General features: G+C 73.1%; 25 protein-coding genes. 7 read left to right on the top strand and 18 right to left on the bottom strand.

The window, feature by feature from the left end; translation table 11 throughout:
- Positions 1–103 precede the first annotated feature (103 nt).
- From AB0H53_RS15705 to AB0H53_RS15735, 7 genes are all read right to left on the bottom strand, one after another.
- Positions 104–1,099 (bottom strand): hypothetical protein, encoded by a 996-nt coding sequence (locus tag AB0H53_RS15705; RefSeq protein ID WP_362112345.1) that lies wholly within the window; start codon positions 1,097–1,099, stop codon positions 104–106.
- A gap of 329 nt (positions 1,100–1,428) precedes the next feature.
- Positions 1,429–2,010, bottom strand: coding sequence for a SigE family RNA polymerase sigma factor (locus AB0H53_RS15710; RefSeq protein WP_362112466.1), 582 nt, complete (start codon positions 2,008–2,010; stop codon positions 1,429–1,431).
- A gap of 400 nt (positions 2,011–2,410) precedes the next feature.
- Entirely contained in the window at positions 2,411–3,469 is a 1,059-nt protein-coding gene (locus AB0H53_RS15715) for an aspartate-semialdehyde dehydrogenase (RefSeq protein WP_362112347.1), read from the bottom strand.
- A gap of 7 nt (positions 3,470–3,476) precedes the next feature.
- Positions 3,477–4,748: an aspartate kinase gene (locus AB0H53_RS15720; RefSeq protein ID WP_362112350.1), complete on the bottom strand. Its 1,272-nt coding sequence runs from the start codon at positions 4,746–4,748 to the stop codon at positions 3,477–3,479.
- A 332-nt stretch (positions 4,749–5,080) separates the two neighbouring features.
- Positions 5,081–5,746: a DUF5063 domain-containing protein gene (locus tag AB0H53_RS15725; RefSeq protein ID WP_362112353.1), complete on the bottom strand. Its 666-nt coding sequence runs from the start codon at positions 5,744–5,746 to the stop codon at positions 5,081–5,083.
- Positions 5,739–6,338 (bottom strand): recombination mediator RecR, encoded by a 600-nt coding sequence (gene recR, locus AB0H53_RS15730; RefSeq protein ID WP_362112355.1) that lies wholly within the window; start codon positions 6,336–6,338, stop codon positions 5,739–5,741. Before recR ends, AB0H53_RS15725 begins: the two co-directional genes overlap by 8 nt.
- 96 nt (positions 6,339–6,434) lie before the next feature.
- A complete protein-coding gene (locus tag AB0H53_RS15735) occupies positions 6,435–6,770 on the bottom strand; it encodes a YbaB/EbfC family nucleoid-associated protein (protein WP_362112469.1) in 336 nt (111 codons plus the stop codon).
- A gap of 288 nt (positions 6,771–7,058) precedes the next feature.
- Between AB0H53_RS15735 and AB0H53_RS15740 the strand changes: the two genes are divergently transcribed.
- On the top strand, positions 7,059–7,781 hold the full coding sequence (locus AB0H53_RS15740) for an SLATT domain-containing protein (protein WP_362112472.1): 723 nt from the start codon (positions 7,059–7,061) through the stop codon (positions 7,779–7,781).
- A gap of 64 nt (positions 7,782–7,845) precedes the next feature.
- On the opposite strand, the gene AB0H53_RS15745 is transcribed toward AB0H53_RS15740, so the two are convergent.
- From AB0H53_RS15745 to AB0H53_RS15755, 3 genes are all read right to left on the bottom strand, one after another.
- The gene (locus AB0H53_RS15745; RefSeq protein ID WP_362112358.1) at positions 7,846–8,496 is read right to left on the bottom strand and encodes a hypothetical protein; all 651 of its coding nucleotides are present in this window, start codon (positions 8,494–8,496) and stop codon (positions 7,846–7,848) included.
- Between the two features lie 151 nt (positions 8,497–8,647).
- On the bottom strand, positions 8,648–9,370 hold the full coding sequence (locus tag AB0H53_RS15750; RefSeq protein ID WP_362112361.1) for a GntR family transcriptional regulator: 723 nt from the start codon (positions 9,368–9,370) through the stop codon (positions 8,648–8,650).
- A 74-nt stretch (positions 9,371–9,444) separates the two neighbouring features.
- Positions 9,445–10,818, bottom strand: a complete 1,374-nt coding sequence (locus AB0H53_RS15755) for an aspartate aminotransferase family protein (protein WP_362112364.1) — start codon at positions 10,816–10,818, stop codon at positions 9,445–9,447.
- A gap of 243 nt (positions 10,819–11,061) precedes the next feature.
- Here AB0H53_RS15755 and AB0H53_RS15760 point away from each other — a divergent pair, with 243 nt between their 5' ends.
- From AB0H53_RS15760 to AB0H53_RS15770, 3 genes are all read left to right on the top strand, one after another.
- Positions 11,062–11,667, top strand: coding sequence for a DJ-1/PfpI family protein (locus AB0H53_RS15760; protein WP_362112367.1), 606 nt, complete (start codon positions 11,062–11,064; stop codon positions 11,665–11,667).
- On the top strand, positions 11,664–12,140 hold the full coding sequence (locus AB0H53_RS15765; RefSeq protein ID WP_362112370.1) for a MarR family transcriptional regulator: 477 nt from the start codon (positions 11,664–11,666) through the stop codon (positions 12,138–12,140). The genes AB0H53_RS15760 and AB0H53_RS15765 overlap by 4 nt, the downstream gene beginning before the upstream one ends.
- Before the next feature lie 148 nt (positions 12,141–12,288).
- Positions 12,289–13,083 carry a putative protein N(5)-glutamine methyltransferase gene (locus AB0H53_RS15770; protein WP_362112373.1) on the top strand — a complete coding sequence of 265 codons (795 nt, stop codon included), beginning with the start codon at positions 12,289–12,291 and terminating at the stop codon, positions 13,081–13,083.
- A gap of 121 nt (positions 13,084–13,204) precedes the next feature.
- Here AB0H53_RS15770 and AB0H53_RS15775 read toward each other — a convergent pair whose 3' ends face one another.
- From AB0H53_RS15775 to AB0H53_RS15785, 3 genes are all read right to left on the bottom strand, one after another.
- Positions 13,205–13,627 carry a hypothetical protein gene (locus tag AB0H53_RS15775; protein WP_362112376.1) on the bottom strand — a complete coding sequence of 141 codons (423 nt, stop codon included), beginning with the start codon at positions 13,625–13,627 and terminating at the stop codon, positions 13,205–13,207.
- 238 nt (positions 13,628–13,865) lie between these two features.
- Positions 13,866–14,765 carry a glycoside hydrolase family 19 protein gene (locus AB0H53_RS15780; protein ID WP_362112475.1) on the bottom strand — a complete coding sequence of 300 codons (900 nt, stop codon included), beginning with the start codon at positions 14,763–14,765 and terminating at the stop codon, positions 13,866–13,868.
- Positions 14,766–15,174: 409 nt separating this feature from the next.
- Positions 15,175–16,458, bottom strand: a complete 1,284-nt coding sequence (locus AB0H53_RS15785) for an adenylosuccinate synthase (RefSeq protein ID WP_362112379.1) — start codon at positions 16,456–16,458, stop codon at positions 15,175–15,177.
- Positions 16,459–16,635: 177 nt separating this feature from the next.
- Here AB0H53_RS15785 and AB0H53_RS15790 point away from each other — a divergent pair, with 177 nt between their 5' ends.
- Positions 16,636–17,463: a diacylglycerol kinase gene (locus AB0H53_RS15790; RefSeq protein WP_362112382.1), complete on the top strand. Its 828-nt coding sequence runs from the start codon at positions 16,636–16,638 to the stop codon at positions 17,461–17,463.
- Between the two features lie 55 nt (positions 17,464–17,518).
- Here the strand turns inward: AB0H53_RS15790 and AB0H53_RS15795 are convergent, their stop codons facing one another.
- On the bottom strand, positions 17,519–18,007 hold the full coding sequence (locus AB0H53_RS15795) for a MarR family transcriptional regulator (RefSeq protein ID WP_362112385.1): 489 nt from the start codon (positions 18,005–18,007) through the stop codon (positions 17,519–17,521).
- A gap of 95 nt (positions 18,008–18,102) precedes the next feature.
- Here AB0H53_RS15795 and AB0H53_RS15800 point away from each other — a divergent pair, with 95 nt between their 5' ends.
- Entirely contained in the window at positions 18,103–18,996 is an 894-nt protein-coding gene (locus AB0H53_RS15800) for an ABC transporter ATP-binding protein (protein ID WP_362112388.1), read from the top strand.
- Positions 18,996–20,582 (top strand): ABC transporter permease, encoded by a 1,587-nt coding sequence (locus AB0H53_RS15805; protein ID WP_362112391.1) that lies wholly within the window; start codon positions 18,996–18,998, stop codon positions 20,580–20,582. Before AB0H53_RS15800 ends, AB0H53_RS15805 begins: the two co-directional genes overlap by 1 nt.
- A 5-nt stretch (positions 20,583–20,587) precedes the next feature.
- Here AB0H53_RS15805 and AB0H53_RS15810 read toward each other — a convergent pair whose 3' ends face one another.
- The 4 genes from AB0H53_RS15810 to AB0H53_RS15825 all read right to left on the bottom strand — a co-directional run bounded on the left by AB0H53_RS15810 (position 20,588) and on the right by AB0H53_RS15825 (position 24,816).
- Entirely contained in the window at positions 20,588–21,811 is a 1,224-nt protein-coding gene (locus AB0H53_RS15810; protein ID WP_362112394.1) for a cytochrome P450, read from the bottom strand.
- 21 nt (positions 21,812–21,832) lie between these two features.
- Positions 21,833–22,492 (bottom strand): response regulator transcription factor, encoded by a 660-nt coding sequence (locus AB0H53_RS15815; protein ID WP_362112397.1) that lies wholly within the window; start codon positions 22,490–22,492, stop codon positions 21,833–21,835.
- Entirely contained in the window at positions 22,489–23,748 is a 1,260-nt protein-coding gene (locus AB0H53_RS15820; protein ID WP_362112478.1) for a histidine kinase, read from the bottom strand. The genes AB0H53_RS15815 and AB0H53_RS15820 overlap by 4 nt, the downstream gene beginning before the upstream one ends.
- A gap of 177 nt (positions 23,749–23,925) precedes the next feature.
- Positions 23,926–24,816, bottom strand: coding sequence for an alpha/beta hydrolase (locus tag AB0H53_RS15825; RefSeq protein WP_362112400.1), 891 nt, complete (start codon positions 24,814–24,816; stop codon positions 23,926–23,928).
- Positions 24,817–24,870 lie beyond the last annotated feature (54 nt).

The raw sequence follows: 24,870 nt of genomic DNA on the forward strand, positions 1-24,870 counted from the left end.
CCGGGGCGGTGGCCCGGACCCCGGGTTCCGGGCTGGGCCACGGGCCGGCCCGAGCCACCGGCTCCGCGCGCCGCGACGCCGGCAGGCTGGGGGCGGCGGGCGGTCACCGCGTGGGCAGCGGGTCCGTGTGGTAGATCGTGCCCGCGCAGGCGTTGGGCACCGTCGCCTGCGCCGCGGGGGCGCCCGGTGCTGCCGTGTGGGTGACCGTGACGCCGCCGTCGGCCGGGGTGCCGTCCGCCGTGGTCAGCTGCGCCTGGGTGTCCGCCGGGCCGGTGTCCTGCCCGTCGGCCGGCGCGCCGCCACCGCTGTCGGTGGAGGGCGACGGGTCGGGTGAGGCCCCGCCGCCGCCCCCGCCGTCGCCGTTCGTCGGGCAGGTCTCCTCGGGTACCCAGGCGAACCTCACCTCGTACGCCCCGGACGGCTTCAGCACCAGCGCCTCGGGGGGCTTCCCACCGGGGTCCGGCAGGCCGCTCGCCGGGTCGCCCGGCGTGTGCACGGCCACAGTGATCTTCGCCGGGTCCGCCGCCCCCGTCGGCTGGAAGCCGACCGACCCGGCGCCGCCGACGACGCACTCCACGGAGGAGACGTTCGCGATGCGGAAGGTGCCGTAGACCTTGCCCTCCGGGTCGGGCCCGTCCGCCCGGGCCAGGGCCACACCCAGCTGGCCCGCCGCACAGGCCGGCGCGGCCGGCGTGGCGGAGACCACCGGGTCAGCGGTGCCGCCGACCGTTCCGTCGGAGGTGCCGGATGCCGACTCCTGTGGCTTCTCGCGACCCTCCCGGTCCTTCTCGGCGCCGCCTGGCGAGGGGGTGCCCGGGGTGGTGTCCGTCCCGGTCCCGCCCTCCTCGTCGCCGTTCGGCTCGCCGGTGCCGCCCTGCGCCTGCTCGCCGTGCCCGGCGTTGACGGGGCGGTCCGTGGCAGTGTCGCCGGAGTTCGCGACATGGACGAAGGCCGGTACGGCGGTGCCCAGCAGCAGGACCGCCGCCGCCACCCCCACCAGGGCCTGGCGTTTGCGCGCCCGCCGTGCCGGGACCGCCCTGCGCAGGTGGTCCAGGGCGCCGTCGGAGGGCCGCAGGTCCGCCACCGCGCCCTGCAGCATGCGGCGCAGCGCCAGTTCGCCGTCGTCCTCGGAGCCGTCCCCCGGTCCGCCAGGTCCACCGGGGCCGCCCGGACCCCACGGTCCACCCCGGCCGCCCGGTCCGTCCGGGCCACCCGGTCCGCCGGGGCCGGCCGTTCCCCCCGGCTCACATGGTTCACCCGGTCCGCCGGTTGCGGCTGTCACGCCCGGCTCATCCGGCCTGCCGAGGCCGCGCGGCGAGCCGGGCCCGTCGAAGTCCTTGTCCGGCCTGTCGTTCACAATCCCGTTCCCAGTCCGGTCGTTCAAAGGCCCGTCCGGCCCGTACCGCTCGAGTCTCTTCCCGCGCTCACTCATGCCGTGGCCTCCATCGCGACGCGCAGCGCCGCGATGCCACGTGAGCCGTATGCCTTCACCGACCCCAGGGATATGCCCAGGGTCTCGGCGACCTGTGCCTCGGTCATGTCCGCGAAGTACCGCAGCACCAGGACCTCGCGCTGGCGGCGCTGCAGTCCGCGCATCGCCTTGATGAGCGCGTCGCGCTCCAGCTGGTCGTAGGCCCCCTCCTCGGCGCTCGCCATGTCCGGCATCGGCTTGGAGAGCAGCTTCAGCCCGAGTATGCGGCGGCGCAGGGCGGACCGGGACAGGTTGACCACGGTCTGCCGGAGGTAGGCGAGGGTCTTCTCGGGGTCGCGCACCCGGCTGCGTGCCGAGTGGACGCGGATGAACGCCTCCTGGACGACGTCCTCGCACGAGGCGGTGTCGTCCAGCAGCAGCGCGGCGAGGCCCAGCAGCGACCGGTAGTGGGCGCGGTAGGTCTCGGTGAGGTGGTCGACGGTGGTACCCGCGGTCATCGTCATGGTGTCGTCAGCGCCTTCGCGCTGGGACGGTATGCGGGTGTGCCGGGCGGCGGGCATGGGAGCGATCACCGGCATGCCGCCGGGACGCCGGCGTGGCCGCCGCAGCGGGCGTACCGCGCCGCCGAGCGTGCCGGCCGCGCCGAGCGTGCCGCCGCCGAGCGGCGCCACCGCCGGGGCGACCGCTGTGATGTCGAGTACCTCTGCCACGCCTGTTGGACACGCCGCCCCCCGTCAGGGTTGTACGCGCACGCCGTCGCTTTTGGCGATGCGTCGTTTGCCCTCATGCGCACCCGCTCTTCCCCAATGCCCCGGTTTCGTGGCAGCACGAAGGGGCGACCGCATAGACGCTCCCCGCCCGGCCATCGGTTGCGGCGAGGGGAGAGAGCATCGTCGAACATGCCATCGCCCCGGTTCAATAGGTCCAGACCGCAGACTTGATCACAGGGCGTTCACAGATCCTACAAAGGGCCCGGGCTCAGTCCACCGTGAATTCGGCCGCGACCGCCTCGGCGATCTGCGCGGTGTTGAGCGCGGCGCCCTTGCGCAGGTTGTCGCCGCACACGAAGAGCTCCAGGGCCCGTTCGTCGTCCAGCGACCGCCGCACCCGCCCCACCCACGTCGGGTCGGTGCCCACGACGTCGGCGGGCGTCGGGTAGTCCCCGGCCGCCGGGTCGTCGTACAGCACCACACCGGGCGACGTGGCCAGGATCTCGTGCGCCCGGGCCACCGTGACCTCGCGCTCGAAGCGCGCGTGCACGGACACCGAGTGCGTGGTCACCACGGGCACCCGTACGCAGGTAGCCGTCACCCGCAGCCGCGGCAGCCCGAGGATCTTGCGGACCTCGCCGCGGACGCGCAGCTCCTCCGAGGACCAGCCGTCCTCCCGCAGGGACCCGGCCCAGGGCACCACGTTGAGCGCCAGCGGGGCCGGGAAGGGGCCGGTGTCGTCACCGACGGCGCGGCGCACATCACCGGGGCCGGTGCCCAGTTCCGTACCGGCGACCACCCGCAGCTGCCGGCGCAGGGCGTCGACACCTTCCTGGCCCGCGGCGCTGGCGGCCTGGTACGCGGAGACGACGAGCTCGTCCACGCCGAACTCGGCGTGCAGGGCGCCCACCGCGACGATCAGCGCCAGCGTGGTGCAGCCGGGGCTCGCGACGATGCCGCGCGGGCGGACCCGTACGGCGTGCGGATTGATCTCGGGGACCACCAGCGGCACGTCCGGATCCATCCGGAACGCCGGCGAGGCGTCCACCACGACGGCGCCCTTGACGGCCACGACCGGCGCCCACTGGGCGGCGACCTGCTCCGGTACCAGGAACAGGGCCACGTCGACACCTTCGAGCGCCGCCTCGTCCAGCGGGAGGACCTCGGTCTCCTCGCCGCGCACGGCCAGCTTGCGGCCGGCCGAGCGCGGCGAGGAGACCAGACGGATGTCACCCCAGACGTCGGCGTGCTGCGACAGGATCTGGAGCATCACCGCACCGACGGCCCCGGTCGCCCCGACGACCGCGAGCGTCGGTTTGCGGCTCATCGGGCGGTCACCGACCGGTGCCTCCGTAGACGACGGCCTCGACCGTGTCGCTGTCCAGGCCGAAGGCGGTGTGGACGGCGCGGACGGCCTCTGTGACGTCGTCGGCCCGGGTGACGACCGAGATGCGGATCTCGGACGTCGAGATGAGCTCGATGTTCACGCCCGCGTCCGACAGCGCCTCGAAGAACCCGGCCGTGACGCCCGGGTTGGTCTTCATGCCGGCGCCGACCAGCGAGATCTTGGCGATCTGGTCGTCGTAACGCAGCGACTCGAAGCCGATGAGCCCCTTCTGCTTCTCCAGGGCGTCGATGGCCTTGCGGCCCTCGGCCTTGGGCAGGGTGAAGGAGATGTCGGTCAGACCGGTCGACGCGGCGGAGACGTTCTGCACCACCATGTCGATGTTGATCTCGTTGTCCGCGATGGTGCGGAAGATCGCGGCGGCCTCGCCCGGCTTGTCCGGCACTCCGACGACGGTGATCTTCGCCTCGGAGGTGTCGTGGGCGACACCGGAGATGATGGCCTGCTCCACCTTGCGGTCCCCTCGCGGTTCGTTGCTGACCCACGTGCCCTGGAGCCCCGAGAAGGAGGACCGGACGTGGATCGGGATGTTGTATCGGCGTGCGTACTCGACGCAGCGGTGCAGCAGCACCTTGGAGCCGGAGCTGGCGAGCTCCAGCATGTCCTCGAAGGAGATCCAGTCGATCTTCCGGGCCTTCTTCACGACCCGCGGGTCGGCGGTGAAGACGCCGTCGACGTCCGTGTAGATCTCGCACACCTCGGCGTCCAGCGCCGCGGCGAGCGCGACGGCGGTGGTGTCCGATCCGCCACGCCCGAGGGTGGTGATGTCCTTCTTGTCCTGGGAGACGCCCTGGAAGCCCGCGACGATGGCGATGTTGCCCTCGTCCAGCGCCGTACGGATCCGGCCCGGCGTGACATCGATGATGCGCGCCTTGTTGTGGACCGAGTCGGTGATGACGCCCGCCTGGCTGCCGGTGAACGACTGGGCCTCGTGGCCCAGGTTTTTGATCGCCATGGCCAGCAGCGCCATGGAGATGCGCTCTCCGGCGGTCAGCAGCATGTCGAACTCACGCCCGGCAGGGATCGGGGATACCTGCTCGGCGAGATCGATCAACTCGTCCGTCGTGTCGCCCATCGCGGATACCACGACGACCACTTGGTGGCCGTTCTTCTTGGCATCGACGATTCGCTTGGCGACGCGCTTGATGCCCTCGGCATCGGCAACGGAGGAGCCTCCGTACTTCTGCACGACAAGGCCCACGTGCGCTCCTCGCTCAGTCCGTTTGCGGTCGGCTCAGTCTAGCGAGCGGTCGGGAAACGCCCCCTCCGTATCACTTGGTGAGATGTCCCGCTCACTGCGTGATCACCGCTTCTGCCCGGGGGGCGCTTCACGGCCGTTCGCGCCTGGCACCTGCCCTTCCCACGGGCCGGGTACGCGGAATGTGGGGCGGGTCACGTCACCGGGCCACCCCACCGGGTCACCTCACCCGGCCACGTCACCCTGGCGACACCGGGTGGCACCGCCGCATCAGCGCGCCGGGCGGCTCACCGGGCCAGGGCCAGGGCCCGGGCCAGGGCCAGGGCTGTACAGGGCTAGGGCTGTTTGACCGTACGCAGACCCAGCGGGCCCGCGATCTCCTCGGCCATCACCCGGCCCGCCTCCTCCTCCAGGGCGTCCTCCGTGAGGTCCTCGTCCGTGTCCAGGCCGTCCAGCGCCTCCAGCGGCTGGTCCAGGCGCACGTGGGAGACCAGGGACTGCAGGGCGCGCAGGGCCGCGGAGGCCGTCGGGCCCCAGTTGGAGAAGTAGGAGAACTGCCACCACCACAGCGCCTCGGTGGTGCGGCCGGCCCGGTAGTGGGCGAGGCCGTGGCGCAGGTCCATGACGATGTCGGCCAGGCTGTCGGAGATCCGGCAGGGCACGGGCGCCCGGCGCGGCTCGTACGGGTCGAAGACCTCGGAGAAGACGTCCACCGGGTCCAGCAGCGCCGCGAACCGCAGCCGCAGCTCGTCCACGTCCACGTCCGGACCGATGTCCGGTTCGTACCGCTCCTCCGGGATGATGTCCTCGTGCGCGCCCAGCCGCCCGCCGGTCAGGAGGAGCTGGGAGACCTCCAGCAGCAGGAACGGGACCGCGCTGTCGGGCTCGTCGCCCCTGGCCACTTCCGTGGTGGCGACGATGAAGGACTCGATCGAGTCGGCGATCTGGACCGCGAAGCTGTCCGGGTCCAGCGTGTGCGCGTGGAGTGTGGCGTCAGACATCGAGGAGTCGTCTCCCTTCGAACGCACGCCCGAGCGTGACCTCGTCGGCGTATTCCAGGTCTCCGCCAACGGGAAGTCCGCTGGCGAGGCGGGTGACCTTCAGGCCCATGGGTTTGACCATCCGCGCGAGGTACGTCGCGGTGGCCTCCCCCTCCAGGTTCGGGTCGGTCGCCAGGATCAGCTCGGTGACCGTGCCGTCCGCGAGACGGGCCAGCAGCTCGCGGATCCTCAGGTCGTCCGGGCCCACGCCCTCGATGGGGCTGATCGCGCCACCGAGTACGTGGTAACGCCCCCGGAACTCACGCGTCCGCTCGATCGCGACGACATCCTTCGGTTCCTCGACCACGCAGATGACCGCCTCGTCCCGGCGCGGGTCGCGGCAGATGCCGCACCGCTCCTCCTGCGCGACATTGCCGCACACCGCGCAGAACCGGACCTTGTCCTTGACCTCCAGGAGGGCATGGGCGAGGCGGCGGACGTCGGTGGGCTCGGTCTGCAGGATGTGGAAGGCGATCCGCTGCGCGCTCTTGGGACCGACGCCGGGCAGCCTGCCCAGTTCGTCGATGAGGTCCTGAACCACGCCTTCGTACAACGGAACGCCTCTCCGGGAGTGCTGTGGTGCTTACGGTAGTTGCTGCGGGTGCGCCTTAGAAGGGGCGATGGGCCCTTCGTCCGGCCCGCCCGGGCGTCAGATGCCCAGGCCGGGCATACCGCCCAGGCCCTGGGCGAGCGGGCCGAGCTTGTCCTGCTGGAGCTGCTGCGCGTTCTCGTTGGCGGCCTGCACGGCGGCCACGACGAGGTCCGCGAGGGTCTCGGTGTCCTCCGGGTCGACGGCCTGGGGGTCGATCACCAGGCCGCGCAGCTCGCCGGCGCCGGTGACCGTGGCCTTGACCAGGCCGCCGCCCGCCTGGCCCTCGACCTCGGTCCTGGCCAGTTCCTCCTGGGCGCGGGCGAGGTCCTGCTGCATCTTCTGGGCCTGCTGGAGGAGCTGCTGCATGTTGGGCTGGCCACCACCGGGAATCACGGTCACTCCTGGCATCTCGACGATCAATGCGGTTCGGTGCCGAGCCTACGTGGTCGCCGGGCAGTGCGCTCCATCCACACCGCTTCACTCGTCCGGGTGAGATCCGGGCGCGCCCCGCACCTGATCACGACGCCCTTGCGGGCGGAAATACCCGGAGTCCGCCCCCGCCGACCCACCATTCGGCGGTAGGAAAGGGGGTGCGCACCACCCACGCGCGCACCGCACGCTACGGCACGTTACGCATTGTCACGCAGAGCGCAGAGGAGTGCCCCGGTGAGCCAGCCGGAGATGCAGCCCGGGCAGCCCGCCCCGGGGGACGGCGAGAGCCACGGGCGGTACGGCGGCGACCTGGCCGGGCGGCCGTTTCCGCTGGGCGACTGGGGCGAACCGGCCGAGCGGCTGGACGAGCTCTACCGGTGGGTGGAGGGGAACGCGCTGCGCACCGCCGAGTGGTACCTGCGCGACCGGGTCGCCAAGCGCCGCTGCGCACGCGTCCTGCGCGGTGGCACCGCGCTGGGCGCGGTCGTCGGCGCGGCGCTGCCGCTGCTGGACCTGGCCCGGGCGTGGCAGGGCGCGGCGGGCTGGGGCTACCTGTCGCTGCTGCTCGCCGCCGCGTGCGTGGCCTGCGACCGCTATTTCGGGTTCACCTCCGGGTGGATGCGGGACGTCGCCACGGCGCAGGCGGTGCAGCGGCGGCTGCAGGCGCTCCAGTTCGACTGGGCGTCGGAGTCCGTGCGGGAGGTGCTGGGTCCGGCGGAGGGCACGGCGAGCGAGGCGGCCGAGCGGTGCCTCGGGGTGCTGCGGCGGTTCTCGGAGGACGTGACGGAGCTGGTGCGGGCGGAGACGGCGGACTGGATGGTGGAGTTCCGGTCCGGTCCCGCGCCGCTGGTGACGCAGGCGTCGGGAACGGGACCGGCGCGGCCGGAGAGCGGTCCGGCGGCGGGGCGCTTCCCGCTGCCGCCGGGTACGCGGCCGAACATGCCCCGGCAGCGGCCGCCGGAGCCGCGTTAGCGGCGGCGGTCCCCCTCGGCGGCCCTCGGACCCCCCGGCGGGGCGGTCCGGCGGTGGCCCCGGGTCAACTGAAGATGATCATGGAGCCTTGGGCCAGGCTCCGCGTCGCCGCGGCGTGCAGCCCCAGCCAGACGTGGCGTTCCCGGGCGAAGGGGCTCTCGTCGTACGGGATCGGTCCCGCGGGCTCCTCCAGCGACGTGGGCCGCTCGGGGGGCAGCGGGGCGGCCGGCGGGTTGGCCGGGTCGATGCCGATGGCCGGGGCCACGTACTCCAGTTCGCGCAGCAGTCCCTGCGCGGAACCCAGCGGACCGCCGCCGGTGAGCAGTTCGTCGTTGGACAGCGGCGTGGGGAAGTCCACCGGCACGTAGGCGCCCGCGTGGTCGTAGTGCCAGACCAGGTGCGACTGCTGGGCCGTCGACTCGAACATCTCCAGCAACTGCTCGTAGTCCCCGCCGAGTTCGTCCACCGGGGAGACCGCCAGGCCACAGATCTGCAGGAGGTAGGCCCGGCGCAGGAAGTGCAGGGCGTCGTAGTCGAATCCGGCGACCGGGGCCACGTCGCCGGACAGGCCCGGCATGTAGGCGAAGACGGGGACGGTCGGCAGGCCGGCTTCCGTCAGGGCCTTGTCGTACGCGGCGATCTCCTCCGCGAACGGGTTGTCGGGGCTGTGGCACAGCACGTCGACGAGGGGCACCAACCACAGGTCACAGGCCAAGGGAGACTCGCTCTCCTACGAAAGTGGGCAACCGGGACAGGTTAGTTGTCGTGCGGTGCAGGTCCCATACCCACCCTGCGCCCATTCGCTCACCCGCCGTGCCAGAAGCCAGGACACGGTCTCGTAAACCCGGCGCCCGGACGCCCCGGTGTCAGCGCCGGGCGCGCTCCAGATGGTCGGCCCACCGCAGGGAGTGCGCGTTGTACGCGTCGATCACCGCGATCACCGCGTCCGGGTCGGCCAGCACGACCGCGTCGACCAGGTCCTCGTGGCCGCTCCACAGCCACTCGCGCGGCTTGCCGTCGGAGCGCAGGTACGGCACGGCGAACACCCACGCCTGGACGCGCAGCCGGTGCAGGAAGTCGGCGATGTAGTGGTTGTCCAGGAAGCCGCCGATCTCCCGCCAGAACCGCAGGTCGTAGCCGATGAGGATGTCGAGGTCACCGGCGCGTGCCGCCCGTACCGCCTCCTCGGCCCACCGGCGCACCGGCACCAGGGCCGCCCCCCGCGCCCGCGCCGGGAGCGACCGGCCGCCGCGCTCGCCGTCCTCGGCGCCGGCCGGCCGCCGGTCGGCGAGTCGCCGGAAGACGCCGTCCACGATGAGCGCGCGGGCCTCGACCATGCCCCGGTAGTCGTCGACCGAGAACTGGTGGACGCGGAAGCCCTTGTGCTGGTCGGAGTCGAGCAGCCCCTGCGCGCAGAGGTCGACCAGCGCCTCGCGGACCGGCGTCGCCGACACCCCGTACTGCTCGGCGATCTGTTTGACCGTGAACTCCTGCCCCGGCTGCAAACGGCCCGCGAGCACTTCGTCACGCAGCGCGTCCGCGATCTGCTGGCGCAGAGTATTGCGGGTCACAGCTCCGCTCGCGGGCATGGTCCTCGGCCCCCTCCGTCCGGTTCTGGACACCTTAAGCCAGCCGGAGGGGACCGCCAGGGGGTCACGGGGTGTCACACGGTGTGCTCGTCGGCGACCGAGAGGGCCGCGTCCAGGGCGGCGAGGCCCTCCTTGGCCTCCGCCTCGGTGATGTTGCAGGCCGGTACGGCGTGGGTGCGGTTCATGTTGATGAAGGGCCACAGGCCGTTCCTCTTGCAGGCCGCGCCGAAGGCCGCCATGGGCGCGTTGGCCTCGCCCGTCGCGTTGTACGGGACGAGCGGTTCGCGCGTCTCCCCGTTCCGCACCAGGTCGAGCGCCCAGAACGCGCCCAGGCCGCGCACCTCGCCGACCGAGGGGTGGCGTTCGGCCAGTTCGCGCAGGCCGGGACCGAGGACGTGCTCACCGAGGTGGGCGGCGTGCTCCACGACCTTCTCCTCCGCCATGACCTGGAGGGTGGCGACGGCCGCCGCGCAGGCCAGCGGGTGGCCGGAGTACGTCAGGCCGCCCGGGTAGGGGCGGGTGGCGAAGGTCGCGGCGACGGCCTCGGAGATCGCGACGCCGCCCAGCGGGACGTACCCGGAGTTCACGCCCTTGGCGAAGGTCAGCAGGTCGGGCACGACGTCGAAGTGCTCGGCCGCGAACCACTTGCCGGTGCGCCCGAATCCCGCCATCACCTCGTCCAGGACGAAGACGATCCCGTACCGGTCGCAGATCTCGCGGACACCGGCCAGGTATCCGGGCGGCGGGGTCATGATGCCGGCGGTGCCGGGGACGGTCTCCAGGATGATCGCGGCGATGGTGGCCGGGCCCTCGAAGGCGATGGTGTCCGCCAGGTGCGCCAGGGCCCGCTCGCACTCCTGCTCCTCGTTCTCGGCGTAGAACGGCGAGCGGTACAGGAACGGGGCCCAGAAGTGCACGACGCCGGCGGACGCGGTGTCGGACGCCCAGCGGCGCGGGTCACCGGTGAGGTTGATCGCGGTGGAGGTGGCGCCGTGGTATGAGCGGTAGGCGGAGAGCACCTTGGGGCGGCCGGTGTGCAGCCGGGCCATCCGGATGGCGTTCTCGACGGCCTCGGCGCCGCCGTTGGTGAAGAAGATCTTGTCGAGGTCGCCCGGGGTGCGCTCGGCGATGAGGCGTGCGGCCTCGGAGCGGACGTCGATGGCGAAGGCGGGCGCGAAGGTGGTCATCCTCGCGGCCTGCTCCTGGATGGCGGCGACCACCTTCGGGTGCTGGTACCCGATGTTGGTGAAGACGAGGCCGCTGGTGAAGTCGAGGTAGCGGTTCCCTTCGTAGTCCCAGAAGTACGCCCCCTCGGCGCCGGCGACGGCGAGCGGGTCGATCAGTTCCTGGGCGGACCAGGAGTGGAACACGTGCGCGCGGTCGGCCGCCTTGACGGCGGCACCGGCCCCCGGATCGGCGGGCGTGGTGTGGTCGGCATGAGGGGTCATGCGCCCCAGGGTAAGGACGCGCAGGTGGGCACCGGTATGGCCATCTTGTATGGCGGATGCCGCCGGGCTCGGCAGGGTGTCGGGGGCCGGGCGGATCCGAGGCGGCTTCCCGCGATTGACAGTACCCTGTCGCAGTGACAGCATTCTGTCATAGCTGCCACGGCGGACCCGACCACCACCGCACGGCACGGCTCGCGAGCCGCTCGCGGCGACGCCGCCCGAGCCCGGGCACAGGAGGCCACGATGACCGGCACCACCACCCGCGGGACCGTCCACCTCGCCGTCTACGACACCTTCGCCGACTGGGAGACCGGCCACGCCACCGCCTGGCTCAGCCGCGGCGGGTACGGGACACGGACCGTCGGCCCGACCACCGCGCCGGTCACCACCATGGGCGGGATGCGCGTCGTCCCCGATCTGGCGCTGGCCGACCTGAACCCCGCCGACAGCGCGCTGCTCATCCTCACCGGGGCCGACCTGTGGGAGACGGGCGACGACCTGGCGCCGTTCGCCACCGCCGCGCGCCGCTTCCTCGGCGCGGGCGTGCCGGTGGCCGCCATCTGCGGGGCCACCGCGGGGCTCGCCAGGGAAGGGCTGCTGGACGACCGCGCCCACACCAGCGCCGTGCCCGGCTACCTGGCGGCGACCGGCTACCGGGGCGGTGCCCACTACGTCGAGGCGGACGCCGTCACGGACGGCGGCCTCATCACCGCCGGCCCCACCGAGCCGGTCGCCTTCGCCCGGGAGGTCCTCGCCCAACTGGGCGTGTACGAGGGCGAGAAGCTCGACGCCTGGTACCGGCTGTTCCACCACTCCGACGCCGCCGCCTACGCGGTGCTCGACTCGTGACCCCCCGCCACACCGAGCAGGAGCTGCTCACCCGTACCGCCCTCGGGGTGTTCCGGCTGAACGGCCGGTTCCTCGCCGTCTCGGACCGGCTGGCCCGGCCGGCCGGGCTCACCGCCGCCCGGTGGCAGGTCCTGGGCGCCGTGCTGTGGGAACCGCTGCCCGTCTCCGGGATCGCCCGCGCCATGGGCATCACCCGGCAGAGCGTGCAGCGGATCGCGGACCTCCTGGTGCGGGAGGGCCTCGCCGAGTACGTGCCCAACCCGGCCCACCGGCGCGCCAAGCTGCTCGCGCCCACCCAGCCGGGCCGCGAGGCCGTCGCCCGGATCGAGCCCGGCCACGCGGACCTGGCGGCCCGCCTCGCGGCCCAGCTCGGCGAGGAGCAATTCGCCGAGACGGTAAGGGTGCTGGAGCGGCTGGCACGGGCGATGGACACGGTCACGGCGGACCCGCGCCCCCCGGGGCCGGTCGGGTAGAGTCGCGGCGTCCGTCACGGAACCCACCGAGGAGGTGAGACCCATCAACGCCAGGTCAGGCTGGGTGCTCCCGTCTCGCGGCTGTGCGGTCCCACCGGCATAGACGGGTCGCGGGAGCGCCCTTCGCGGCTCCCGAAAGGTTCCTGCCATGCCGGTTCCCCCTCTCTCCGCCCCCTTCCCGGTCTTCTCCGCCGTCGTCGCCACGCTCCGCTCGGCGGGGTGCGTCTTCGCCGAGGACGAGGCCCGGTTGCTGCTCGGCGCCGCCGGCACACCCGGCGAACTCGACGCCATGGTGCGCCGGCGCGCGGCCGGCCACCCCCTCGAACACGTCCTCGGCTGGGCGGAGTTCCACGGTGCGCGCGTCGCCGTCGACGACGGTGTCTTCGTGCCCCGCCGCCGCACCGAGTTCCTGGTCGACCAGGCCCGGGCCCGTGCCAGGCCGGGGGCGGTCGTGGTCGACCTCTGCTGCGGCTCGGGCGCCCTGGGCACCGCGCTGGTCACCGCCCTGGGCGGCGCCGAACTGTACGCCGCCGACATCGACCCCGCCGCCGTGCGCTGCGCCCGCCGCAACGTGGCCGCCGTGGGGGGCACGGTCCTCCAGGGCGACCTGTACGAGCCGCTGCCCGCCGCGCTCCGGGGCCGTGTCGAGGTGCTGCTCGCCAACGTCCCCTACGTACCCACCGAGGAGGTGGGGCTGCTGCCCGCCGAGGCCCGGGTGCACGAGGCGCGGGTGGCCCTCGACGGCGGCGCGGACGGGCTGGACGTGCTGCGGCGGGTCACCGCCGAGGCGGCCGCGTGGCTGGCCCCGGGCGGCAGCCTGCTGTTCGAGACCAGCGAGCGCCAGGCGGACCCGGCCACCCGGATCGTGGCCTCCGGCGGACTGACCCCGTCCGTGGTGACCTGCGACGAGCTGTACGCCACGGTCGTGGTCGGGACGCGGTGAACCGGACCGAACCGGACCGCGGCGGGTACGGGTACGGGCGGCTGGTCGGCCGGGCCGGGCGAGGGAAAAGGCCCGGGGGGTGTCCCCCCGGGCCGGGCGCCGTCGCGTGGTGCGGCGGGTGCTACTTCTTGACCGGGTTCATGCAGAGGACGAACTTCTCGGCGTCCCACTGCTGGGCGAGCGCCGCCTCGGCGACGTTCTCGCACACGCTGGTGTCGAAGGTGTTGTCGACGACCTTGACCACCTTGTAGTTGGCGTCCTTGTCGGCGCACTCCTTGGTGTCGACCTTCGGGTCGGTGTCGCTGCCGGTGACCTGGACGCAGTCGCCCGCCTCGGCGTGGACGGGCGAGTTGAAGAAGTACGAGACGCCCAGCTTCACCGCGATCGCGACCACGATCAGGGCGGCGATCCTGACGATCTTCTTCATCACGCCGCCCTTCTTGCGGGGAGCGGCGGGCGGGGCGGCGGCCGGAGCGCCGAAGCCCTCGGCAGGCGGGGAGACCTGCGGGGAGTCCTGGGCGTGGGGCGGCGGCGGAGTGGCCATGGCGTGTCCTCGGTGACGTCAAGAAGATCGAACGCGCGTACGCTACCGACTCCGCGACCCCCGACAGCCCTTTATGCCGTCCTTACGCCAATCGGATGCCGAGTTGTGATGCCGCGCCCCCCGTTCCGATACCTGGCCGGGCCGCGGAACCGGACGGCGACGGCGGAAGGCCCGGGTGCCGGAGGGACTTCTCCGGTACCCGGGCCCACGCGGTGCCCCGGCCGTTCGGTACGGGGTCTCAGCAGCCGAGGTTGGCGCCGGTGGGCACGCCCAGGATCTGCGTGAAGCTCTGGTACTTGCTGATCCGGCTCTGCACCTGCGCCGGGTTCTTGCCGTCGCACTCCAGCGCCCCGTTGATGGAGCGGATGGTCTGGCCGAAGCCGGCCCCCGTCACCATCGCGTTGTGGGCGGTCATGGTGCCGGGGCCGTTCTGGGTGTTCCAGTACCAGAGACCGGTCTTCCAGGCCACGGCCGGCTCACGCTCGACGCGGTGGGGGTTGTTGAGCAGGTCGATGCCGAGCGCGTCACCCGCCGCCTTGTAGTTGAAGTTCCAGCTGAGCTGGATGGGGCCGCGGCCGTAGTACGCCGCCTGGCCGGCCGGGCAGCCGTAGGGCTGGCTCGCGTCGCAGTAGTGCGGGTAGTTGGCGGTGTTCTGCTCCACGATGTGGACCAGGCCGCCCGTCTCATGGCTGACGTTGGCCAGGAAGGCGGCCGCCTCCTGCTTCTTCACCGTGTCACTGCCGGTGTTGGCGAAGCCGGGGTACGCGCTGAGCGCGGCGGTCAGGCCGCTGTACGTGTAGAAGGGGTTCCGGTTCGGGAACATCTGGTTGAACTGCGCCTCGCTGACGACGAAGCCGGACGGCGACGGCCCCGGTCCCGGCCCCGGTCCCGGCGTGGAGCCACCACAGGCACCCTGGTCCGACCAGACGTCGGAGGTGCCGGGGCGCTCGTTCTGCGTCCACCACTTGGCCAGCCAGTTGTGGCCGTTGTACGAGGCGGACTTGCCGCCCGTGTAGACGGTGGCGGAGCTCCACGGCGAAGCGCACTCGGCGGCCGACGCGGAGGGGGCGGGGAGGAGGACGGCGAGGCCGATCGCCATGGCGAGCGCGGCGAGCAGCGTCGTAAAGCGCCGTGACAGCGGGGTGGTTGGGGACAGCCGTGACAGCCCTGACACGTGATCACTCCTTCGGGGCGGCAGAGCGCGGGACGGTGTGCCGCCATGTGGGGGTGCCGACACTCCACCGCATTGGTCTGGACCTGTCAAGGTCTGGACCAGGAAATTCCACTGCCCGTCAGGAGCTCGAGCGGCGGGCCCGCCCGGTGAGTCCACCCCGGGGCGCGGCGCCCCGCCGACGCCGTTCCCCAGGTCGTCGCCGGGATTCCGGGCGCCCGCTCCGCCTCCGGCGGCATCCGGCCGGCGGCCGGGCCGCGCTCCCCGGCGGCAACCCGTGGAGGGGGCGGGAAACGGCGGCACCCACGGACCGCCGAGGACGGTCCGTGGGTGCCTGGAGCGGGTGTGCCCGCGGCGGTGCGCCGGGAGGGTGTCCCTAGAGGAAGGAGTTGATCTCGATCGTCTCGGTACGGCCCGGGCCGACGCCGATGGCCGAGATCGGCGCGCCGGACATCTCCTCCAGCGCCTTCACGTACGCCTGCGCGTTCTTCGGCAGGTCGGAGAAGGTCTTCGCCTTGCTGATGTCCTCCGACCAGCCCGGCAGGTACTCGTACACCGGCTTCGCGTGGTGGAAGTCGGTCTGCGAGTAGGGCAGCTCCTCGACGCGCTTGCCGTCGATCTCGTAGGCGACGCAGACCGGGATCTGCTCCCAGCCGGTGAGCACGTCCAGCTTGGTGAGGAAGAAGTCGGTCAGGCCGTTGACACGGGTGGCGTAGCGGGCGATGACCGCGTCGAACCAGCCGCAGCGGCGGTCACGGCCGGTGGTCACGCCCCGCTCGCCGCCGATGCGGCGCAGCGCCTCGCCGTCCTCGTCGAACAGCTCGGTCGGGAACGGGCCGGCGCCGACGCGGGTCGTGTACGCCTTGAGGATGCCGATGACCCGGCTGATCCTGGTCGGGCCGACACCGGCGCCGGTGCAGGCACCGCCGGCGGTCGGGTTGGAGGACGTCACGAAGGGGTACGTGCCGTGGTCCACGTCCAGGAGGGTGCCCTGGCCGCCCTCGAAGAGGACGACCTTGCCCTCGTCGATGGCGTTGTTGAGGATCAGGGTGGTGTCGGCGACGTACGGCTTGATCTGCTCCGCGTACTGGAGCATCTCCTCGACGATCTTGCCGGCCTCGATCGCGCGCCGGTTGTAGACCTTGGCGAGAAGCTGGTTCTTGTTCTCCAGCGCCGCCTCGACCTTCTGGGTGAGGATCGACTCGTCGTAGAGGTCCTGGACGCGGATGCCGACGCGGTTGATCTTGTCGGCGTACGTCGGGCCGATGCCACGGCCGGTCGTGCCGATCTTGCGCTTGCCGAGGAACCGTTCCGTCACCTTGTCCAGGGTGACGTTGTACGGCGTGATCAGGTGCGCGTTACCGCTGATCAGGAGCTTCGACGTGTCGACGCCGCGCTCGTTCAGTCCGCTCAGCTCGGAGAGCAGGACCGCCGGGTCGACGACGACACCGTTCCCGATCACCGGGGTGCACCCCGGTGAGAGGATTCCGGAAGGGAGAAGATGCAGCGCGTACTTCTGGTCGCCCACGACAACCGTGTGGCCGGCGTTGTTGCCGCCCTGGTAGCGCACCACATAATCGACGGATCCACCGAGGAGGTCGGTGGCCTTTCCCTTGCCCTCGTCACCCCACTGAGCACCGAGCAGCACAAGTGCGGGCACAGGCGTACACCCCTTCCGGGCGGGGCATGTCCAAGGCACAGGAGGCAGTACAAACGTCGTACGACGGTGTACGACACAACCTGAGCCGTTGAACCGGGTGCCCCGGAATAGACGAAGCCCCTGGCGCAATAGCGCAAGGGGCTCTTGCACAAAGATGCTACCCGAGGAAGGACCGAGGTGTCGGCTCCCGACCAGCTGCTGGTCGTCATCGACGCGGCCGCGCGCCGGAGCGACGGCGAATCCGTACGGATCGCGAAGGACGTGTTGTGCGCCGGGGCGGGGGTCAAGGTGTGCCTCCCGGACAGCCCGGAGGAGTTCGCCCGGCACCTGGCGCGGCGGGGTTCGCGCCGCCCGGTCGTCATAGGGGACGACCGTGCCCTGCTGCGCGCGGTGGGTCTGCTCCACCGGGGCCGCGAGCTGGCGGACGGGGCCCTGTCGGTGGTGCCGGTGGGGCCGCGCGGATCGGTGGACCTGTCCGGCGCGCTCGGGGTGCCGCTGGGCGCGGTGGCCGCCGCGAGGGCGGTGCTGGACGGCGCGGCGCGGCGGCTGGACCTGCTGGTGGACGAGAGCGACGGCGTGGTGGTGCGGGGCCTGCGGATCCCGGCGGGCCCGCCGGGGAGCCCGGGGGCGCCGGCGTCGGTGTGGGGCGCCTGCCGCTCGCTGGTGCGCACCCTGGTCCGCCCCGCGCCGTCCGATCCGGCCGACCGGACGGTGGGCGCGCACCGGCTGCGGGTGGAGGCGGACGGGCGGCTGCTGGCCGATGTGGACGACCCGGTGGAGGGCGTGACGGTGGAGTCCCGGGACGGGGTCGCCGAGGTGGTCGTGCACCCCCGCGCCGCCGGTCCGGTACGGGCCGTGGCCACCACCGTGACCGTCTCGGGCGCGGCGTACCGCTACCACGCGGACGCGGTGCTGAGCGGGCCGGTGCGGACCCGCACCTGGACGGTGCGGCCCGCGGCGTGGGCGCTGACGCTGCCGGTCGCGGTGGCGACGGCGGAGGTGTAGCGCCGGGACGGGGGTGCCGGACGGGGTCGCCGTCCCTCCCGGGCCCGTCGCCGCCTCATGACGAGGCCCCGCCCTCCCGCGCGGCCCGGTGCTCCCGCCAGCGGTCGAGCATCTGGTTCATCTCCCGCTGGAGGAAGTCGAAGAACTCCGCCGTCCGGGCCACCCGCGCCCCGGCCGCGGAGTCCAGCCCCAGGCTCTCGGCGCCGTCGCGCAAGGTGTTCTCCCAGCGGGTCAGCACCTGGTCGCGGCGGGTGAAGGTCTCGTACCAGAGCTCGTCGTGCAGCACGTACCTGTCCCGGCGCGAGCCGGGGTCGCGCTCCCGGCCGACCATGCCGACCTGCACCAGGTAGCGGATCGCGCCGGAGACGGCGGCCGGGCTGATGCGCAGTTGCTCCGCGAGCTCCGCGGAGGTCAGCGACCCGGTCTCGGAGGCCAGCAGCGCGGCGAAGACACGGGACGCCATGCGCTGCATACCGGCTTCCGCCATCTCGGCCGCGAAGCGCTCCACGAAGCGGCTCACCGCCTCCTCGTCCTTGTCGGCCATGGCCGCGTCCTCTCCCGTCGTCGCACACTGTCCGCCCCGAGTTTATACGGTTCCTTAACTTCACAAATTTGTGAAACTCGCGTACGTTCGGAAGCATGACGACGAACGCCATCACCGTCTCCGGACTCCACAAGTCGTTCGGGCGGACCCACGCGCTGGACGGCCTGGACCTCACCGTGGGGACCGGTGAGGTCCACGGCTTCCTCGGGCCCAACGGCGCCGGGAAGTCCACCGCCGTCCGGGTGCTGCTCGGCCTGCTGCGCGCCGACTCCGGTGCCGCCCAGGTGCTGGGGAAGGACCCCTGGCACGACGCGGTCGAGCTGCACCGGCGCGTGGTCTACGTGCCCGGTGACGTCACGCTCTGGCGCAACCTCTCCGGCGGCGAGGTCATCGACCTGTACGGCCGGCTGCGCGGCGGGATCGACGGGGCGCGCCGCGCCGAGCTCGTCGAACGGTTCGAGCTCGACCCGACCAAGAAGGGACGCGCGTACTCCAAGGGCAACCGGCAGAAGGTCGCCCTGGTCTCCGCCTTCGCCGCGGTGGGCGCGGACCTGCTGATCCTGGACGAGCCGACCAGCGGGCTCGACCCGCTCATGGAGGAGGTCTTCCAGAGGTGCGTCACCGAGGAGCGGGAGCGCGGGCGCACCGTCCTGCTCTCCTCGCACATCCTCAGCGAGGTGGAGAGCCTCTGCGACCGGGTGAGCATCATCCGCAAGGGCCGCACCGTGGAGACCGGCTCCCTCGCCGAGCTGCGCCACCTCACCCGTACCAGCGTCACCGCCGAACTGGCCGGCCCACCCGACGGGCTCGCCCACCTGCCCGGCGTCCACGGCCTCGACGTCCGGGGCAACCGCGTCAGCCTCCAGGTCGAGAGCGACCGGCTGGACGCGGTGCTCACCTCCCTGACCCGCTCCGGGGTCCGGTCGCTGACCAGTACCCCGCCCACGCTGGAGGAGCTGTTCCTGCGCCACTACGAAGGAGCCGTGTGATGGGCGCCCGCACCACCACTGGCGCCCTCGCCGGCACCGGCGCGCTGACCCGGCTCGCGCTGCGCCGCGACCGGCTGCTGCTGCCGCTGTGGGCCGTGGCCGTCGGCGGCCTGGTGGTGAGCGGCACCGGCTCGATGGCGAGCCTGTACGACACCCCCGCCGACCGCGCCGGGCTCGCCGCCTCCATGACCGCCAACACCTCGATGCGGTCGCTGTACGGGCCGGTGTTCGGGGACACCACCGGCGCGCTGGTGGCCTGGCGGTTCGGCACCTTCGCGGCGGTGCTGGCGGCCGTGATGAGCCTGGTCGTCGTCGTGCGGCACACCCGCGAGGAAGAGGAGACAGGGCGCCAGGAGATGCTCTGTGCCGGGCGGGTGGGGCGCCGGGCGCCGCTCACCGCCGCCCTGCTCACCGCGCTGGCCGCCAACGCGGCCGTCGCGGCGGTCATCACCGGCGGACTGGCCGGCGAGGGCGCGGGCGGGGCGCTCGCCCTGGGCCTCGCGGTCGGCGGCACCGGCATGGTCTTCGCCACCACGGCGGCGATCGCCGCCCAGCTCACCGGGAGCGCGCGCCTCGCGAAGGGGCTGACGGCGGCGGTACTGGGCCTGGCCTTCGTGCTGCGCGCGGCGGGCGACGCGGGCAGGTCCGACGGATCCTCCGCACTGACCTGGCTCTCCCCCGTCGGCTGGGCGGAGAACGTCCGCGCCTTCGCCGGTGAGCGCTGGTGGGTGCCGGCGCTGCCGGCGGCGGTGGTCCTGGCGCAGACGGCGATCGCCTACCGGCTGGCCGGACGGCGTGATCTCGGATCGGCGTTCTGGCCGGCCCGGCCGGGCCCGGCGCGGGGCCGTCTCGCCACGGCGGGCGGCCTGGCGTGGCGCCTCCAGCGCGGCACCCTGGCCGCCTGGGCGCTGGGCTTCCTGGCCGCCGGAGCCGTGTTCGGCGGCATGGCCGAAGGCGCCGGGGACCTGGTCGGTGCCAACGAACGGACCAGGGAGATCTTCCGCCGGATGGGCGGGGCGGACGGCATGGAGGAGGCGTTCCTGGCCACCATGGCCGGCATGTTCGGGATGGTCGCGGGGCTGTACGCGGTCGGGTCGGTACTGCGGCTGCACGGCGAGGAGACCTCGCAGCGCGCCGAACCGGTCCTGGCGGGCGCGGCCGGCCGGCCGCGCTGGGCGGCGGGCCACCTCGTGGTCGCCTTCGGCGGCGCCGTGGCGGTCATGACGGCCGGGGCGGTGGGGCTGGCCCTCTCGTACGGCGGGGACTTCGGCCCCCTGCTGGGCGCCGCCCTGGTCCAGCTCCCGGCGGTGTGGGTGCTGGGCGGGCTGGCGGTGTGGGTGCACGGCTGCTTCCCCCGGGCGGCGCCCGCCGCGTGGGGCGCGGCCGGGCTGTCGCTGGCGCTGGGCTGGGTCGGTCCGGCGCTGGACCTGCCGCGGCCGGTGCTGAACCTGTCCCCCTTCGGCCACCTGCCCAAGCTGCCGGGCGCGGAGATGGACTGGCCCCCGGTGCTGGTCCTCTCGGCGGTCGCGGTGGCGCTGGTGGCGGCCGGACTGGCGGGGCTGCGCCGCCGCGACCTGGTCACCTGACGCCGTCAGACCTCGACGAGCAGGCCGTTGAGTCCCCGGATGACGAAGCCCGGCTTGCGCTCCGGCTCCCCGACGAGCCGGAGCGCCGGCGCCCGCTCCAGCAGCGCCGCCAATGACGCGGCCAGTTCGACACGGGCCAGCGGGGCGCCGATGCAGTAGTGGATGCCCGCGCTGAAGGAGATGTGCGGGTTGTCCCGTCGGGACAGGTCCAGCGTGCCGGGGCGGTCGAAGACCTCCGGGTCGCGGTTGGCCGAGCCGAAGAGCAGGGCGATCTCCGAGCCGCGCGGGACGGTGGTGCCGCCGATCTCGATGTCGTCCAGCACCCAGCGCTCGAAGAGCTGGAGCGGGGTGTCGTACCGGAGCAGTTCTTCCACAGCTGTGGACAACGGGGCCCGGCCGGCGCGCAGCGCGGCCAGCTGCTCCGGGTGCCGGAACAGCGCCCACCACCCGTTGACCGTGGCGTTCACCGTGGCCTCGTGGCCGGCGTTCAGCAGCAGCACGCAGGTGGAGACCATCTCCTGTTCGGTCAGCCGCTCCCCGTCCTCGTACGCCGCGACCAGACCGGAGATCAGGTCGTCGCCCGGCGTCCGGCGCCGCTCGGCGATCAGCTCCCGCAGGTACGCGGAGAACTCCACGGAGGCCCTGACCGCGCGGGCGGCCGTCTCCGGCGACGGGTTCAGCTCGTACATCCCGCAGATGTCCGCCGACCACGGCCGCAGCGGCGCCCGGTCCGCCTCGGGGATGCCCAGCATCTCCGCGATGACGGCGACGGGCAGCGGCTCGGCGACGGCGGTCAGCAGATCACCCCCGCCCTCGGCGACCAGGGAACCGACGAGGTCGTGTGCCAGCCGGTGGACGTACGGCTTCAGCCGCTCGACCGTGCGCGGGGTGAACGCCTTCGACACCAGCCGCCGGATCCGGGTGTGGTCCGGGGGCTCCAGGTCCAGCATCCCGTGGTCGTTCAGGACGTGGAACGGCTCGTGCGCGGCCGGCGGGGCGGTCCGCCCGAACTCCTCGTGGCCGAAGCGGTGCTGATAGGTCCGCCCCAGCCGCCGGTCCCGCAGCAGGGCCGACACATCGGCGTGGTGCGGGACCAGCCACTGCCCCGTCGGTTCGAACCAGTGCGCCCGGCCCCGGGCCCGCAGCTCGGCGTACGCGGGGTAGGGGTCGGCGACGAACGCGGGCGACCAGGGGTCGAAGACGGCCGGTACGGCATCGGTGGCTTCCATGGCGGGACGCTAGCCCCCGCGCTACCCCGGTGTCACCAGCCTCGCCTCGTACGCGAAGACCGCCGCCTGCGTCCGGTCGCGCAGGCCCAGCTTCACCAGGACGCGGCTCACATGGGTCTTGATCGTGGACTCGGCCACCACCAGGTGCGAGGCGATCTCGGCGTTCGACAGGCCCTGGGCGATCAGCACCAGCACCTCCGTCTCACGTTCCGTCAGGTCGCCGACCTGCGCCAGGGCCGGTGGGCGCGGAGTCCCGGCCGCCTTGGCGAACTCGGTGATCAGCCGCTTGGTGACGGTCGGCGCCAGCAGGGCCTCGCCGGCGGCCACCACCCGCACCCCGTCGGCGAGCTGCCGGGCGGAGGCGTCCTTCAGCAGGAAGCCGGAGGCGCCCGCGCGCAGCGCCTGGTACACGTACTCGTCCAGGTCGAAGGTGGTGAGCACCAGCACCTTCGCGTCCCCGTCCGCCGCGACGATCTCGCGGGTGGCGTCGATGCCGTTCAGCTCCGGCATCCGGATGTCCATCAGGACCACGTCCGGGCGCAGCGCCGCGACCTGGGCGATCGCCTCGCGTCCGTTGACGGCCTCCCCGACCACCTCGATGTCCGGCATCGCGTTCAGCAGGACGGAGAAGCCCTCGCGGACCATCATCTGGTCGTCCACGATCAGTACCCGGATGGTCATGACGCTTCCTTCACGGCGGCCGTCACCGGTATGAACGCGGCCACCTCGTAGCCGCCCTCCGCCGTCGGCTCCGCCGTCATCTCGCCGTTCAGCATCGTCACCCGCTCCCGCATGCCCGTGATCCCGTGGCCCGCCCCCGGGGACGGTTTGACCAGGCCCCGCGCCGGTCCGTTCACTATCCGCAGCCCCAGGCCGCCCAGCACGTACGACACCTCGACCTTCGCGACCGCGCCGGGGGCGTGCCGCAGCACATTGCTGAGCCCCTCCTGGACGATCCGGTACGCCGAGAGCTCCACGCCCGGCGGCAGCTCGCGCGCCGCGCCGGTGACCGCGGTGTCCACGGCCAGGCCGGCGTCGCGCACATTGGCGATCAGCCCGTCGAGGTCGGCGAGGGTCGGCTGCGGCGCGTCGGGGGCCTCGTAGTCCTCGGCCCGAACCACACCGAGCACCCGGCGCAGCTCGGTCAGCGCGGCCACCGCGTTCTCGCGGATCGTCACGAACGCCTGCTCCAGCTCCGGCGGGGGGTTCTCGACCCGGTAGGGGGCGGCCTCCGCCTGGATGGCGACGACCGACATGTGGTGGGCGACCACGTCGTGCAGCTCGCGGGCGATCGTGGTGCGCTCCTCCAGCAGGGTGCGCCGGGAGCGCTCCTGCGCGGTGACGGTCCGCTCGGCGGTGACCTCCTCCTTCGCCTCGCGGCGCACGTGCAGGAGGGTGACCACGAGCAGGGCGACCGCGGCGGTGACGAGGAAGGGCGGCGCGTTGGTGCCCGACCCCCGGTTGATGAGGACCTCCGCGAAGAACCCGTACAGCGCGCTGATCACCCACATCCAGGCGGCGGTGCGCGGCCGGGTCCGGGCGGCGACGACCGTCATCACCACCAGGTGGGCGGTGAAGGAGGCGGCCGGCCAGGGGAAGTCGTCCCAGTGGTCGCCCAGCGCCGCGACGAACGGCGTCGACAGCAGCGACAGCCAGAACGCGGCGACCGGCCTGGCGAGCGTCAGCAGCACGGCGGCGGCCGGGAGGAAGCCGCTGACGAGGAACAGCTCACCGCTGCCGTTGCCGATGCCCACCTGGAGGGCGACGCAGAGCACCAGGAACGCCGCCGCCACCACCAGGGCGTGCCGCCGCCAGGCGGCGTAGGGGCGCAGGAAACCCGGCAGGCGCCGAGCGACCGGCCCGTCGGTGCCCATGGGCGGCAGCAGCCGGTAGGCGAGGACGTCGTGGAACAGCTCGCGGTGCAGACCCTGGAGCATGCCTTGGACCAGGCGGAGCTCAGGGCTGCGGGTCTCGGTGTCGGTCACGTCGTCAAAGGTAGGCGGGGGGCGCGGCGCGGTCGTCACCTTGGATACGGATCCTGCGGCGTCCCTCCTGAGTACTACGCGTACCCACCGGGCGGGGCCGCGCGCCGTTCCCGGTGTCCCCGACGGGCGTCACCAGGCGAGCTGGGCGATCTCCTCGGCGACCACTGCGCAGGCGTCCGCCGCCGGGTCGATGAGCGGGAAGTGCCCCACGTCGTCCAGCAGGGTCAGCCCGACCGTCTCCCCCGCCTCCGCCGCCGCCTCCGCGTACGCCTCGGCCACCTCCCGGGGCACCACCGTGTCCGCACGCCCCTGGACCACGGCCGTGGCCACCCCGGTCGGCAGCAGCGCGGCCGGGTCGGCGTATCCGGCGCGCTCCTCGAAGCGCGCCCCGCCGCCCAGCAGCTCGGTCACCGCGCCGCCGCACACGTCCAGCTCCACCGCCAGCCCGAAGTGCGCGATGGGCGCCAGCGCGACCACCCCGCGCAGCGGCGGCGGGGCGTCCGGCCGCCAGGGCGTCCCGGCCGGCAGGACGTGCCGGGCGGCCGCCCACAGCGCCAGGTGCCCGCCCGCCGAATGCCCGGTGAGGACCGTGCGGCGCGGGTCCGCCCCCGGCAGGTGCGTGGCCGCCAGGGCGGGCAGGGCGTCCAGCGCGGCGGCCACGTCGTCGAACGTCTCCGGCCACCGTCCGGCCGGCGGCCCGTCACCGCCGCCGGGCCCCGGGCGCCGGGCCGCCGCCGGGTCACCGCCGCGCCGGTACTCCACATTGGCCACGGCGAAACCGCGCCGAGCCAGGAAGTCCGCGAAGGGCGTGACGTGCCGGCGGTCGTACCGCGCCCGCCACGCCCCGCCGTGCAGGACGACCACGAGCGGCGCGCGCTCACCCGCTCCGCCACGGGGCGCGTAGAAGTCCACGACCTGGTCGGGGTGTTCGCCGTACGGGGCGGTGGAGTCCGGGGCGACAGCCGGGTGCGACAGGGCCGACGCCTCCTCGGCGGCGTCGCGCGCGGCGGGGTCGGGCATGGTGCTCAGCCTTTCGGTGACGGGGCCGGACCGGCCTGGTCCGCGGGGACGGTA

Source organism: Streptomyces sp. NPDC050856 (assembly GCF_040653855.1).
In the GTDB taxonomy this organism is placed as follows: Bacteria; Actinomycetota; Actinomycetes; order Streptomycetales; family Streptomycetaceae; genus Streptomyces.